Source organism: Escherichia sp. WS568 (genome assembly GCF_046486085.1).
GTDB lineage: Bacteria > Pseudomonadota > Gammaproteobacteria > Enterobacterales > Enterobacteriaceae > Escherichia > Escherichia coli.
The window spans coordinates 31,173-45,077 of the sequence record NZ_JBJQMC010000014.1 but is presented as its reverse complement, the minus strand read 5'-3'; the positions used below and the strand labels follow the sequence as shown (position 1 = coordinate 45,077).

Below are 13,905 nucleotides of genomic sequence, written 5' to 3'. Positions count from 1 at the left end.
CAGTTTGGCGCAGGTGAAAAAAATAAAAAAATAATACTCGAAGAAACATCATATTCTGGAGTGGCTGTAGCGACTATTATCAAATCGCTATCTGAAAAAACGGCTGTGTTAGAAACACATTCTGCTGACACGGTTTTGAGGAAAAAATTAGTTAATAGTATTGTTATGATGAATACGGATTGTAATTACGAAATGCCTGCGGAAATTTTGAGTAATACATATGATTTATTAAACCTGCGAATTCAAAAAGATGAGGGGCATTTACCTGTTCATGAAAAAATTGATATTACTGAGGATTATTTACACTCTATGACTATGGATGCTCATAGATGTATAAAAGAACAAACTAAACCAAGTGGTGCTGCAAAAATAACTTGCTGTGGTGTTGAGTTAAGTAAAGATATTCTTAAAATATTTGCAGGCAAAATTGAAATAATTGAAAAAGACACAAACTATAGTCAAAATACACCTGAACAATTGGTTGCACAGGTTTGCTTTAATGATGATGATTGTGCTCGGGTAAGAGAATTATTAAAACAATCAAACGGTAATATTACGGATGATAAGATTGATGAAATAATCGCTTGCTTAGCCAGTCCTCAGGGGATTACATGTTTTTATTATTCTTCCGCACAAGGCTATCAGAGTCGCTTACAACACACATCTCAAGATGTTCGCGAGTTACTCTCAAAGAGTTTTGATAGTTTCATTTCATTTACAACGGATTTAAAAAAATCAGGAAATTCTTTTTTTGGGTCTGGAAAGTATCTTAATGAAATGGATTTTACTATAAATGGGTTTAGTCAGAAGATGTATTTGATGGCGGTTAATAATGTTGGAAATGAAGTTAAGCTTCAGTGTTCTCGTTATTTTACTACCGGTAGGGTCGACGAACAAAACTCCAAAAACGATAAAGTCGCTTTTACATTTTTCGGTGCCGCAACAACTGCTGATTTATGATTTTTGTCTGATAAATCGCGTTTATCATTAAGGTGAACGCTTATTCTTAACCGTCTGTGTGTAAACACTCTTTTTGAAAAAAATGAGCGATTTTTGATAGTGAATAAGTAGAATTAGTGATGCAATTGCATTGGGGAAATCGATAAAAATTAACGGCACTATAGTCTTATTATTGAAATAAATGAAAAATAGCGGTTAGCAATGAAATATTTATCATGCTAGCCATTGATACTTCTAACAATGTCAAAATATGCAAAGTGTCATATTGCGAGGTTACTATGGTTAGTGTGACGAGTTATACATATCCAACGGAAACAGAGAATGATAATAGTCATTTTCAGAGTCAAACTCAGAGCCAGGGCCTGAGCCAGAGTCTAAGAGATAGTATCGAGGGTAATATTGAAGCATTTGATGCGATGGAACAAAGTGGCCTGCTCGATAATTGTAGAACATTATCTAAAAATGCCACTTTTCGTGAGGTTTTCCGAAGTTTATTATTATACATTTTAGATTCTTTACATATCTATCGGCATGATATCAGTGGTAAATTGGTTTCTTATTTTCATGTTACGCCTGAATCAGCGAATGCGAATTATAAAACATGGATCGCTACCACAGGGATGGATAGCTATATAAAAATTGAGCAGACCGGCAGTGATAAGTTTAAAGTCACTGATGTGTATCGTGAGTTAAAAGGCAACAGTTTGAAAAAACAGAGTAGAGACAGGGATTTTAGTGGTCGTAATGTGAAAGAGTTTATAGGGTTATTATCAGAGCACGATGTATTGGAAAAGTATCAACTCTCAAAAGTAACAGTTGCTGCAAATGCTCTTAAGCTAGAAGTTGTTAATAATAATTCTGAAAATAAACGCAGTTTTGGAGTTACTGATGCTGAGCGCCAATTAAAAAAAGCGTTAAATGAACAAACTCAATTAACTCCAGATAAATTAATTCCAGATGATTGTAGTTATAAATCAGACATAAAAAAACTAGATGTTCTGGAGGGAGAGTTTAGTTCACTTCTTGCTGATGCAGCAAGACACGTTGGAGAGGGCAGCTCAATTATTTCATGTTGTGGAGTTAAAATAAATAGCACAATCCATGAATTTCTGAGGAATAAAACCATGGCTTTGTCTGGCCATGGAGGTGTTAGAAAATATAAAGCTTTCGAAAAGCTTTTTAGTGAAATTGTATTTACGCCAGATGAATGTAATATTGTGAGAAACTCTCTACAGAAAGATGGTGTTGAGAAAAAAATCAGAGAAAATATTATTTCTTGCCTCTCCAGTATTTCAGGAATAGGTAACCTGTATTATGCTTGTTCACAGGCATTTCCTGTCGCGCTTGATAGGGGGGATATTAATGTAATACAGGCAAACGATTCTGTTTCTGCCGGGCTTGATGATAACCCAGGGTTTTGTGCTTTGCTGGGAAAAACAAATTTGCTTGTTGCTGACTTTTCACAGCATACATTCACACAAACCCATTATATTGTAAAAGCCGAAATAAATGAAGCTGGTAACGATTTTAATATTGCTAATTTCATTTATCGAACATACGGTGAGGATTATATTCATAACGACTCAGTGGATGACTCTCTTAATGAGCGTTCCGCTGAAGATTATAGGTTTCTGGATGACTCTTTGTTACCTGAAAACGATTTCCGCAACAGGAGGAGAAATTTTTCAGGCAATATTGCAATCGCAACCTACAAATAATTCGCTTTTTCGCAATAACACGTACCAAACGCTTACCTTTCAGGTAAGCGTTTTGACGATAAGACCAACATCATTAAGCCAATACATACCCCATATCCAACTTGAACAACATCGCGCTTATCGTTAAGGTATGCGCGTTTTTTATCCGCCAGGACCCAATCATGATCACCGTTGCACTTATAGACGATCACCTCATCGTCCGCTCCGGCTTTGCGCAGCTGCTGGGGCTGGAACCTGATTTGCAGGTAGTTGCCGAGTTTGGTTCGGGGCGCGAGGCGTTGGCGGGGCTGCCGGGGCGCGGTGTGCAGGTGTGTATTTGCGATATCTCCATGCCCGATATCTCCGGTCTGGAGCTGCTAAGCCAGCTGCCGAAAGGTATGGCGACGATTATGCTCTCTGTTCATGACAGTCCGGCGCTGGTTGAGCAGGCGCTTAACGCGGGGGCGCGCGGCTTTCTCTCCAAGCGTTGTAGCCCTGACGAACTGATTGCTGCGGTGCATACGGTTGCCACGGGCGGCTGTTATCTGACGCCGGATATTGCTATTAAACTGGCATCTGGTCGCCAGGACCCGCTGACCAAACGTGAACGGCAGGTGGCAGAAAAACTGGCGCAAGGAATGGCGGTGAAAGAGATTGCTGCCGAACTGGGCTTGTCACCGAAAACGGTACACGTCCATCGCGCTAACCTGATGGAAAAACTGGGCGTCAGTAACGACGTTGAACTGGCGCGCCGCATGTTTGATGGCTGGTGATGAAGACGTTTTTCTCTCGCTTAATTACCGTTATTGCCTGCTTTTTTATCTTCTCTGCCGCGTGGTTTTGCTTGTGGAGTATCAGCCTGCACCTGGTTGAGCGCCCTGATATGGCGGTGCTGTTATTTCCGTTTGGTCTGCGTCTGGGGCTAATGCTGCAATGCCCGCGCGGCTACTGGCCGGTGCTGCTGGGAGCGGAGTGGCTGCTGATTTACTGGCTAACGCAGGCGGTCGGTTTAACCCATTTCTCCTTATTGATGATCGGTAGTTTACTGACGTTATTGCCCGTGGCGCTTATCTCGCGCTATCGCCATCAACGTGACTGGCGCACCCTGCTGTTACAGGGGGCAGCACTGACGGCGGCGGCGTTGTTGCAGTCGCTGCCCTGGCTTTGGCACGGGAAAGAGTCGTGGAATGCGCTGTTGCTGACTTTAACTGGCGGCCTGACGCTGGCCCCGATATGTCTGGTGTTCTGGCACTATCTCGCCAATAACATCTGGCTGCCGCTCGGGCCGTCGTTAGTTTCTCAACCGATCAACTGGCGCGGGCGGCATCTGGTCTGGTACTTGCTGCTGTTTGTTATCAGTCTCTGGCTCCAGTTGGGATTGCCGGACGAACTGTCGCGCTTTACGCCATTCTGCCTGGCGCTGCCGATTATCGCGCTGGCCTGGCACTACGGCTGGCAAGGGGCGCTGATTGCGACGTTGATGAACGCCATCGCGCTGATCGCCAGTCAAACCTGGCGCGATCATTCGGTGGATTTATTGCTCTCGCTGCTGGTGCAAAGTCTGACAGGGTTGTTACTGGGCGCAGGCATCCAGCGGTTGCGTGAACTTAACCAGTCGCTGCAAAAGGAACTAGCGCGCAATCAGCATCTGGCTGAACGTTTGTTAGAAACTGAAGAGAGCGTGCGCCGTGATGTGGCGCGTGAGCTGCACGACGATATCGGTCAGACCATCACTGCTATTCGTACTCAAGCAGGTATTGTTCAGCGGCTGGCGGCAGATAACGCCAGCGTGAAGCAGAGCGGGCAGCTCATCGAACACCTGTCGCTGGGTGTTTACGATGCGGTGCGCCGTTTGTTAGGGCGGTTACGTCCGCGCCAGCTGGATGATCTCACCCTGGAGCAGGCCATCCGCTCACTGATGCGGGAAATGGAGCTGGAAGGGCGCGGCATTGTCAGTCATCTCGAATGGCGAATCGATGAATCAGCGTTAAGCGAAAACCAGCGCGTGACGCTATTTCGCGTCTGCCAGGAAGGGTTGAACAACATTGTGAAACATGCCGATGCCAGCGCGGTCACGCTGCAAGGCTGGCAGCAGGATGAGCGGTTAATGCTGGTGATTGAAGACGATGGCAGCGGTTTACCGCCAGATTCCGGGCAACACGGTTTTGGCCTTACCGGAATGCGCGAGCGCGTAACGGCGCTGGGCGGCACATTGACCATTTCCTGTCTGCACGGCACGCGTGTCAGCGTTTCTCTACCTCAACGTTATGTCTAAGGTTCGATGATGTTGCCGTTTCTGAAAGCGCCAGCTGACGCGCCGTTGATTAGCGATAAACAAGAAATTGATGCCCGTTACCGTTACTGGCGTCGGCATATTCTGCTGACCATCTGGCTGGGTTACGCGCTGTTTTACTTCACGCGTAAAAGTTTTAACGCCGCCGTACCAGAAATCCTTGCTAACGGCGTGCTCAGCCGTAGCGATATTGGCCTGTTAGCGACCCTGTTTTACATTACCTACGGTGTGTCGAAGTTTGTCTCCGGCATTGTCAGCGATCGCTCAAATGCCCGTTATTTTATGGGGATAGGGCTTATTGCCACGGGCATTATCAACATTCTGTTTGGCTTCTCGACGTCGCTATGGGCGTTTGCCGTGCTCTGGGTGTTGAACGCCTTTTTCCAGGGCTGGGGTTCACCGGTGTGTGCGCGTCTGTTAACCGCCTGGTATTCTCGTACCGAGCGCGGCGGTTGGTGGGCATTATGGAACACGGCGCATAACGTCGGCGGCGCACTCATTCCCATTGTGATGGCAGCGAGCGCGCTGCATTACGGCTGGCGTGCCGGGATGATGATTGCCGGTTGTATGGCGATCGTCGTGGGGATTTTTCTCTGCTGGCGGCTGCGCGATCGCCCGCAGGCGTTAGGTTTACCAGCGGTTGGTGAATGGCGGCACGACGCGCTGGAGATTGCTCAACAACAAGAAGGGGCAGGGCTGACGCGTAAAGAGATCCTCACCAAGTATGTGTTGCTGAATCCGTATATCTGGCTGCTTTCGTTTTGCTATGTGCTGGTCTATGTGGTCCGGGCGGCGATCAACGACTGGGGCAATTTGTATATGTCCGAGACGCTGGGCGTCGATCTGGTCACGGCGAATACGGCAGTGACGATGTTTGAACTGGGCGGATTTATCGGTGCGCTGGTAGCGGGTTGGGGCTCGGACAAACTCTTTAACGGCAACCGCGGGCCGATGAATTTGATTTTCGCTGCCGGAATTTTGCTTTCAGTCGGCTCGCTGTGGCTGATGCCATTTGCCAGCTACGTGATGCAGGCAACCTGCTTCTTCACCATTGGTTTTTTTGTCTTTGGCCCGCAGATGTTAATCGGCATGGCGGCGGCAGAATGTTCCCACAAAGAGGCGGCAGGGGCGGCGACGGGGTTTGTCGGCTTGTTTGCTTATCTGGGGGCGTCGCTTGCTGGTTGGCCGCTGGCGAAAGTGCTCGATACCTGGCACTGGAGCGGATTTTTTGTGGTTATCTCTATCGCCGCCGGGATTTCCGCACTGCTGTTACTGCCCTTTTTGAACGCCCAGACACCGCGCGAAGCGTGATGCATCTCACCTTTTCACTTCATATCCGGCAAAACTAAGAAATTTTCCAGGTTTTGCCTGGACGCTATCTCAGGCCTGATTTGCTACTGATTTTTACAATGCATGCCTCACGCAGGTATTCATTTCAGGAGTAACCCATGCTGGCTTTCTTAAACCAGGTTCGCAAGCCGACCCTGGACCTTCCGCTCGAAGTGCGGCGCAAAATGTGGTTCAAACCGTTCATGCAATCCTACCTGGTGGTCTTTATCGGCTACCTGACGATGTACCTGATTCGCAAGAACTTTAACATCGCGCAGAACGATATGATTTCGACCTACGGGTTGAGCATGACGCAGCTGGGGATGATCGGCCTGGGTTTCTCCATCACTTATGGCGTGGGTAAAACGCTGGTTTCCTACTACGCCGACGGCAAAAACACCAAACAATTCCTGCCGTTCATGCTGATCCTGTCTGCCATTTGTATGCTGGGCTTCAGCGCCAGTATGGGCAGCGGCTCGGTTAGCCTGTTCCTGATGATTGCCTTCTACGCCTTAAGCGGCTTTTTCCAGAGCACCGGCGGTTCGTGCAGTTACTCCACCATCACCAAATGGACGCCGCGTCGTAAGCGCGGGACCTTCCTCGGTTTCTGGAACATTTCTCACAACCTTGGCGGTGCAGGCGCAGCAGGTGTGGCGCTGTTCGGCGCAAATTACCTGTTCGATGGTCATGTTATCGGCATGTTTATCTTCCCGTCGATTATCGCGCTGATTGTTGGTTTTATCGGCCTGCGTTACGGCAGCGACTCCCCGGAATCTTATGGCCTCGGCAAAGCTGAAGAGCTGTTCGGCGAGGAGATCAGTGAAGAGGATAAAGAGACAGAATCTACCGATATGACCAAGTGGCAGATCTTTGTTGAGTATGTGCTGAAAAACAAAGTGATCTGGCTGCTGTGCTTTGCCAACATTTTCCTCTATGTGGTGCGTATTGGTATCGACCAGTGGTCAACCGTGTATGCGTTCCAGGAACTGAAACTCTCTAAAGCGGTGGCGATTCAGGGCTTTACGCTGTTTGAAGCTGGTGCGCTGGTCGGTACGCTGCTGTGGGGCTGGCTCTCTGACCTGGCGAACGGTCGCCGTGGCCTGGTGGCCTGTATCGCGCTGGCGCTGATTATCGCCACGCTCGGTGTGTATCAACACGCCAGCAACCAATATATCTACCTGGCTTCTCTCTTTGCGTTGGGTTTCCTGGTCTTTGGCCCGCAATTGTTGATTGGTGTAGCTGCTGTTGGCTTTGTACCTAAAAAAGCGATTGGCGCTGCCGATGGTATTAAAGGCACCTTCGCTTACCTGATTGGTGACAGCTTTGCCAAGTTAGGTCTGGGAATGATTGCTGATGGGACGCCGGTATTTGGCCTTACCGGCTGGGCAGGCACCTTCGCCGCGCTGGATATCGCCGCGATTGGTTGTATCTGCCTGATGGCGATAGTGGCGGTGATGGAAGAACGCAAAATCCGCCGCGAGAAAAAAATTCAGCAGTTGACAGTGGCATAAACGTAACTGGTGACTTTTGCCCGGCATGACGCCGGGCTTTTTTTTATTATTCCGTGACTTCCAGCGTAGTGAAGGCAAACTTCTCGCCATCAAACAGCCCCTGACTGGTTAGTTTCAGCGCGGGGATCACTGGTAGAGAAAGAAACGCCATCTGAATAAACGGCTCATCGGGTAACGGACCGCATTCACGGGCGGCGGCTTTCAAGGCGTCAATTTGCTCCGCCAGTGACTGCGCCGTGTCGGTGCTCATTAGCCCGGCAATGGGCAACGGTAGATGACTTTGTACCTGACCGTTACGGACCACGCACAGCCCGCCGCCATCCTGAATCACCTGATTGACCGCCAGCGCCATCTCTTCTGCGCTACGACCGATCACCACAATATTATGGCTGTCATGGCTGACCGTCGCCGCCAGCGCACCTTCATTCAGGCCAAAGCCGCCGAGCAAACCACAGGCCGGAGCCAGCCGTTGCCCGTAACGCTCAAGTACGGCAATAAAGCACACATCATCGCGATCAAAACCATTTTCGCTGTAGACGCTGGAGCGGGAGTGGGTAATCAATTCGTTATGGATGGCCTCAATAACGCGATAGCGTTTTCCGGGGGTAAATTGCAGGGCAAAGTCACTGGCGGAAACTGGCTGGCGATCAATGGTATTGCCATATGGCGGGGCGGATTGTGCCAGTCTCGCCGACTCTTCCGCCTGTAAGGTTTGTGCATCGATCGGCTCGCCTTTCACCAGTACCTGCTGCACCGTGACCTTACGCGCATCGCTCAACAGGACGATATCGGCCTGCTTACCGGGTGCCAGTAAGCCGAGGTGATTCAGACCAAAGTGGCGCGCCGTCGACCAGCTGGCGACGCGATATGCCACATGCAGCGGCACATTGTGTTGTTCGATCAGGCGGCGAATTAAGGCATCGATGTGTCCTTCATGGGCGATCTCCCACGGGTTACGGTCATCAGTACAGAGCATGCATTGCGGGCTGTTAAATTCGTTGATCAACGTTGCCAGTGCGTTGAGATTGCGGGCAGCGGACCCTTCGCGGATCATCAACGACATGCCGAGTTGTAATTTCCGGCGTCCTTCTTCCAGCTGATAACTTTCGTGGCAGTTTTCAATACCCGCAGCAATATAGGCGTTAAGTTCTTTACCACCCAAACCCGGGCAGTGACCGTCCAGCGTCAGGTGGCGAAATGCATCCAGTTTATCGAGCAGCGCATTCTGCCCGCTAATTACGCCAGGGTAGTCCATCATTTCTGCAAGGCCGGTAACCTGCGGATGGTCCCGCCAGGCGAGCATCTGTTCAAGGGTAAAACTGGCACCGTTAACATCGCAGCCTTCCAGGGCGGGTACGCAAGAGCTGACCTGTAAGTACTGGTTTTGTCTTGCCTGTTCGGCACAGCGGGCAAACCAGGCGAATCCGGCTTCGCCCATCACGTTGACGATTTCATGAGGGTCGCAAATAACGGTCGTCAGGCCACGCGGCAGGGTAGCGGTTTCAAAGGTGACCGGCGTCATCATGCTGGATTCAATATGCAGGTGAGCATCAATAAACCCTGGCACCGCCGTTGCGCCGCGGGCATCAATCCGCTGCAAAGCCGGAGCATCAGTGTATTCTGCGCCAACACCAGCAATGTAACGTCCTTTAATCACAATTGGGCCGGAAATTTCTCCGCCATTGATCAGGTCGAGAATAGAGACATTATCAATAATATAATCGGCAACAGCGTCGCCACGGGAAACGGCTAACAATTCCTGGTATTCAGCCCGGCTAATGTGATGAAATTTATGGTTAATAGAATTATTCATATTTTTCTCATTTTGATTTTATCAATTTGATTATTATTTATCATAAAGAAACGTCGCGAGATTATTAAAGAATATCCATTAATGTGCAATTGAAATGTGATAATTATCACTGAACCGTTGTTGTCATTTGTTTTACAAAAGCAAGGGATTAAATCTCCTCCAATGGACAAAAAAATGAATAATGACAATACCGATTACGTGAGTAATGAATCAGGGACGCTTTCGCGATTATTTAAACTACCTCAGCATGGGACCACCGTCCGCACAGAATTGATTGCGGGGATGACCACTTTTTTAACCATGGTGTACATCGTTTTTGTGAACCCGCAAATCCTCGGCGCGGCACAAATGGACCCGAAAGTGGTGTTTGTTACCACCTGTTTGATTGCCGGTATCGGCAGTATTGCGATGGGGATATTTGCTAACTTACCCGTGGCGCTGGCTCCGGCAATGGGGCTGAACGCCTTCTTTGCGTTCGTGGTCGTGGGGGCGATGGGCATCTCCTGGCAGACCGGGATGGGCGCGATATTCTGGGGCGCAGTTGGGCTATTTCTGCTCACGCTGTTTCGTATCCGGTACTGGATGATCTCCAACATTCCATTAAGTTTACGTATTGGTATCACCAGCGGAATCGGATTATTTATCGCCTTAATGGGATTAAAAAATACTGGCGTTATTGTCGCCAATAAAGACACCCTGGTGATGATTGGCGATTTAAGTTCTCACGGCGTGTTGTTAGGTATTTTAGGGTTTTTTATTATAACCGTGTTGTCATCACGTCATTTTCATGCCGCGGTGCTTGTTTCTATTGTGGTGACGTCTTGCTGTGGATTATTTTTCGGTGATGTTCATTTTAGCGGCGTCTATTCCATTCCGCCTGATATTAGCGGCGTCATTGGTGAAGTAGATTTGAGCGGCGCGTTAACACTTGAACTCGCCGGTATCATTTTCTCCTTCATGCTGATCAACCTATTTGATTCATCAGGAACATTAATTGGTGTAACTGATAAAGCTGGCTTAATAGATAGTAACGGTAAATTCCCCAATATGAATAAGGCGCTATATGTTGATAGCGTCAGTTCGGTGGCGGGCGCGTTTATCGGCACCTCGTCTGTTACCGCCTATATTGAAAGTACTTCTGGTGTGGCAGTCGGTGGTCGCACGGGGCTGACTGCGGTTGTGGTCGGCGTTATGTTCCTGTTGGTTATGTTCTTCTCACCGCTGGTGGCGATGGTTCCTCCTTACGCAACCGCCGGAGCGTTAATCTTTGTTGGCGTGCTGATGACTTCGAGCCTGGCGCGCGTTAACTGGGATGATTTTACCGAATCGGTGCCTGCGTTTATTACCACGGTGATGATGCCCTTTACTTTCTCGATCACCGAAGGGATTGCACTCGGCTTTATGTCGTACTGCATCATGAAAGTATGCACCGGGCGCTGGCGCGATCTGAACCTGTGTGTGGTGGTGGTCGCAGCTCTGTTTGCACTGAAGATTATTCTGGTGGATTAGTAACTGGTGAGGGTTTCCAGATATCATGAGTTCTGATTACGCAGGAGAACTCATGATCTGGATAATGCTCGCCACGCTGGCGGTAGTGTTTGTGATTGGTTTTCGGGTGCTGACATCCGGGGCCAGAAAAGCGATTCGCCGTCTCAGCGATCGGCTGAATATCGATGTCGTACCCGTGGAGTCGATGGTCGATCAAATGGGAAAGTCAGCCGGTGACGAATTTTTACGTTATTTGCATCGCCCGGATGAGTCGCACCTGCAAAACGCCGCGCAGGTGTTGCTCATCTGGCAAATTGTCATTGTCGATGGTAGCGAACAGAACCTGCTGCAATGGCATCGGATTTTACAAAAAGCCCGTCTTGCCGCGCCGATTACCGATGCTCAGGTCAGGCTGGCGCTGGGTTTTCTGCGCGAAACCGAACCTGAAATGCAGGATATTAATGCTTTTCAGATGCGCTATAACGCGTTCTTTCAGCCTGCCGAAGGCGTTCACTGGCTGCATTAAAATCGTTTCGTCTTATCAGCCTACAGACCGCGCCTGACCTGTCGGGTGGATAAGGCGTTCATGCCGCATCCGGTATCGGAACTGACAGTAGGTGAACGCATTATCTACGTTCTATTTACAGCAGCACCTCCAGCCCGTGTTTTTGCACAATGCTGAGCAGTTTTAATGAAATGCCATTGGGGCGTTTAGCGCCACTTTCCCATTTTTGTACAGTTGAAACGCTGGTATTGAGATAGTGAGCGAAGACGGGCTGACTCACTTTTAATTTTTCCCGCAGTGCTTTTATCTCAACAGGTTGTAAGTCTTGCACGCTGGTCAGGCAGGCTTTGTCAAAAGTACGCATTGTTTCGGCAGAAATAGCATCGACGCTGGACAATCCAGCCGCTGCGCTGTGAATAGCCTCAAATGCAGGACTTTTAAATTTAGTTTTTGCAGTCATAGCAGATCTCTGTCAGTTCTTTAGTGTTAATCATTGCTGTTAGTTGGGCTTTCGTCAGGAAGGCATAATGCTTTGCAAGTTCACGAAACCCAGCCAGTTCCTGACTATTGATGTTCGACATATCCTGTTTTGCATATAAAAACGTGTAAAACCAATTGCTTCCCCCTTTTGCCAGAATAATTGCACGCTCACGATTTTGGTGAAGGCGCTTTTTAAAAACGCCACCACCAAGTACATCAGCTTTACCTTGTTCCGTTTCTAAAATGGCCCGGCACAACTCTTCATCTGTCATTGCATGAGACCTGGCTTCCCTTGCAAACCATTTGGTTTTAAACACGCGTATATCGTTGAGATCCTGTTATTAAAGTATATCACCAAGTGCAATACTTTATCCCTTGTTCCCAACACAATCGCGAAAATACATATCACCTTGCCCTATGATTTTTATTTCTTCGAGCAGCCTCGAACTTTTCCCACAACACCGTAAAAGTTGCAAAAACGTTAAATGCGTCACACATTTCAATGTTAAAGTGGTCGGCTTTTCCCCTGAAACATGCCACGGGTAACACCATGAGTGAATTTATTGCCGAAAACCGCGGCGCGGATGTCATCACCCGACCGAACTGGTCAGCCGTATTCTCGGTGGCGTTTTGCGTCGCCTGTCTGATTATCGTTGAGTTTTTGCCCGTCAGTTTGTTGACGCCAATGGCCCAGGATTTAGGCATTTCGGAAGGGGTTGCCGGGCAATCGGTGACCGTGACCGCCTTTGTGGCAATGTTTGCCAGTTTGTTTATTACCCAGACCATTCAGGCCACTGACCGCCGCTATGTTGTTATTTTGTTTGCCGTTTTGCTGACGCTCTCCTGCTTGCTGGTTTCCTTTGCTAACTCATTCAGTTTGCTTTTAATCGGTCGTGCCTGTCTGGGGCTGGCGCTGGGTGGGTTCTGGGCGATGTCGGCGTCGCTGACCATGCGTCTGGTACCGCCGCGTACGGTGCCGAAGGCGCTGTCGGTGATCTTCGGCGCGGTTTCTATTGCGCTGGTGATTGCCGCACCGTTGGGCAGTTTTTTAGGCGAGCTTATCGGTTGGCGCAATGTCTTTAATGCGGCGGCGGTGATGGGCGTGCTGTGTATTTTCTGGATTATCAAATCATTGCCTTCGCTGCCAGGCGAACCCTCGCATCAGAAACAAAATACTTTCCGCTTATTACAACGTCCGGGTGTGATGGCAGGGATGATCGCCATATTCATGTCTTTCGCCGGGCAGTTTGCTTTCTTCACGTATATTCGCCCGGTGTATATGAACCTGGCGGGATTCGGCGTGGATGGCTTAACGCTGGTGCTGTTGAGTTTTGGTATCGCCAGCTTTATTGGTACGTCGCTTTCGTCGTTCATTCTTAAACGTTCGGTAAAACTGGCCTTAGCAGGCGCGCCGTTAATACTGGCTGTGAGTGCGTTGGTGCTGACGTTGTGGGGAAGCGATAAAATCGTTGCTACCGGCGTGGCGATTATCTGGGGGCTAACTTTTGCATTGGTTCCTGTCGGCTGGTCAACGTGGATCACCCGCTCACTGGCCGATCAGGCAGAAAAAGCCGGGTCTATTCAGGTGGCGGTTATTCAGCTTGCTAATACCTGTGGCGCGGCAATCGGCGGTTATGCGCTGGATAATATTGGTCTGACTTCGCCGTTGATGTTGTCCGGCACATTGATGTTGCTGACGGCGTTATTGGTCACCGCAAAGGTGAAAATGAAGTAACGTATTTACAGGAGGGGTTACTGCTCTGGCGGGAAAGCTCTCCTGTTCTTCCCCCTGATAACCCTTGATCAGGTATTGTTCTTATCTTGTTGTT

12 protein-coding genes are annotated in these 13,905 nt (G+C 48.9%); 9 read left to right on the top strand and 3 right to left on the bottom strand.

Translation table 11 applies throughout. The features are described from left to right. The first annotated feature begins 477 nt into the window (after positions 1 to 477). From ACJHWR_RS16020 to uhpT, 6 genes are all read left to right on the top strand, one after another. Positions 478 to 960 carry a hypothetical protein gene (locus ACJHWR_RS16020; protein ID WP_094326095.1) on the top strand — a complete coding sequence of 161 codons (483 nt, stop codon included), beginning with the start codon at positions 478 to 480 and terminating at the stop codon, positions 958 to 960. A gap of 278 nt (positions 961 to 1,238) precedes the next feature. Next, positions 1,239 to 2,678 (top strand): hypothetical protein, encoded by a 1,440-nt coding sequence (locus ACJHWR_RS16015; RefSeq protein WP_001361939.1) that lies wholly within the window; start codon positions 1,239 to 1,241, stop codon positions 2,676 to 2,678. Between the two features lie 161 nt (positions 2,679 to 2,839). Then, positions 2,840 to 3,430, top strand: a complete 591-nt coding sequence (gene uhpA, locus ACJHWR_RS16010) for a transcriptional regulator UhpA (RefSeq protein ID WP_000633668.1) — start codon at positions 2,840 to 2,842, stop codon at positions 3,428 to 3,430. Further along, a complete protein-coding gene (gene uhpB, locus ACJHWR_RS16005) occupies positions 3,430 to 4,932 on the top strand; it encodes a signal transduction histidine-protein kinase/phosphatase UhpB (protein WP_012311591.1) in 1,503 nt (500 codons plus the stop codon). The genes uhpA and uhpB overlap by 1 nt, the downstream gene beginning before the upstream one ends. A 9-nt stretch (positions 4,933 to 4,941) precedes the next feature. Next, on the top strand, positions 4,942 to 6,261 hold the full coding sequence (gene uhpC, locus ACJHWR_RS16000; RefSeq protein ID WP_001361973.1) for an MFS transporter family glucose-6-phosphate receptor UhpC: 1,320 nt from the start codon (positions 4,942 to 4,944) through the stop codon (positions 6,259 to 6,261). A gap of 137 nt (positions 6,262 to 6,398) precedes the next feature. Next, entirely contained in the window at positions 6,399 to 7,790 is a 1,392-nt protein-coding gene (gene uhpT / locus ACJHWR_RS15995; protein ID WP_000879199.1) for a hexose-6-phosphate:phosphate antiporter, read from the top strand. A gap of 46 nt (positions 7,791 to 7,836) precedes the next feature. On the opposite strand, the gene adeD is transcribed toward uhpT, so the two are convergent. After that, positions 7,837 to 9,603, bottom strand: a complete 1,767-nt coding sequence (gene adeD, locus ACJHWR_RS15990; RefSeq protein ID WP_001065717.1) for an adenine deaminase — start codon at positions 9,601 to 9,603, stop codon at positions 7,837 to 7,839. Positions 9,604 to 9,777: 174 nt separating this feature from the next. On the opposite strand from adeD, the gene adeQ reads away from it, so the two are divergent. Together adeQ and ACJHWR_RS15980 are read left to right on the top strand one after the other, a co-directional pair. After that, positions 9,778 to 11,112 (top strand): adenine permease AdeQ, encoded by a 1,335-nt coding sequence (adeQ, locus tag ACJHWR_RS15985; protein ID WP_001349999.1) that lies wholly within the window; start codon positions 9,778 to 9,780, stop codon positions 11,110 to 11,112. 52 nt (positions 11,113 to 11,164) lie between these two features. Further along, entirely contained in the window at positions 11,165 to 11,617 is a 453-nt protein-coding gene (locus tag ACJHWR_RS15980) for a DUF1198 domain-containing protein (RefSeq protein ID WP_001306732.1), read from the top strand. Between the two features lie 115 nt (positions 11,618 to 11,732). Here the strand turns inward: ACJHWR_RS15980 and ACJHWR_RS15975 are convergent, their stop codons facing one another. Both ACJHWR_RS15975 and ACJHWR_RS15970 read right to left on the bottom strand, forming a co-directional pair. Continuing rightward, entirely contained in the window at positions 11,733 to 12,056 is a 324-nt protein-coding gene (locus tag ACJHWR_RS15975) for a helix-turn-helix domain-containing protein (protein WP_000125643.1), read from the bottom strand. After that, on the bottom strand, positions 12,040 to 12,393 hold the full coding sequence (locus ACJHWR_RS15970) for a type II toxin-antitoxin system RelE/ParE family toxin (RefSeq protein ID WP_012311743.1): 354 nt from the start codon (positions 12,391 to 12,393) through the stop codon (positions 12,040 to 12,042). The genes ACJHWR_RS15975 and ACJHWR_RS15970 overlap by 17 nt, the downstream gene beginning before the upstream one ends. A 233-nt stretch (positions 12,394 to 12,626) precedes the next feature. Here ACJHWR_RS15970 and nepI point away from each other — a divergent pair, with 233 nt between their 5' ends. Then, positions 12,627 to 13,811: a purine ribonucleoside efflux pump NepI gene (nepI, locus tag ACJHWR_RS15965; protein WP_001288558.1), complete on the top strand. Its 1,185-nt coding sequence runs from the start codon at positions 12,627 to 12,629 to the stop codon at positions 13,809 to 13,811. Positions 13,812 to 13,905: the final 94 nt, after the last annotated feature.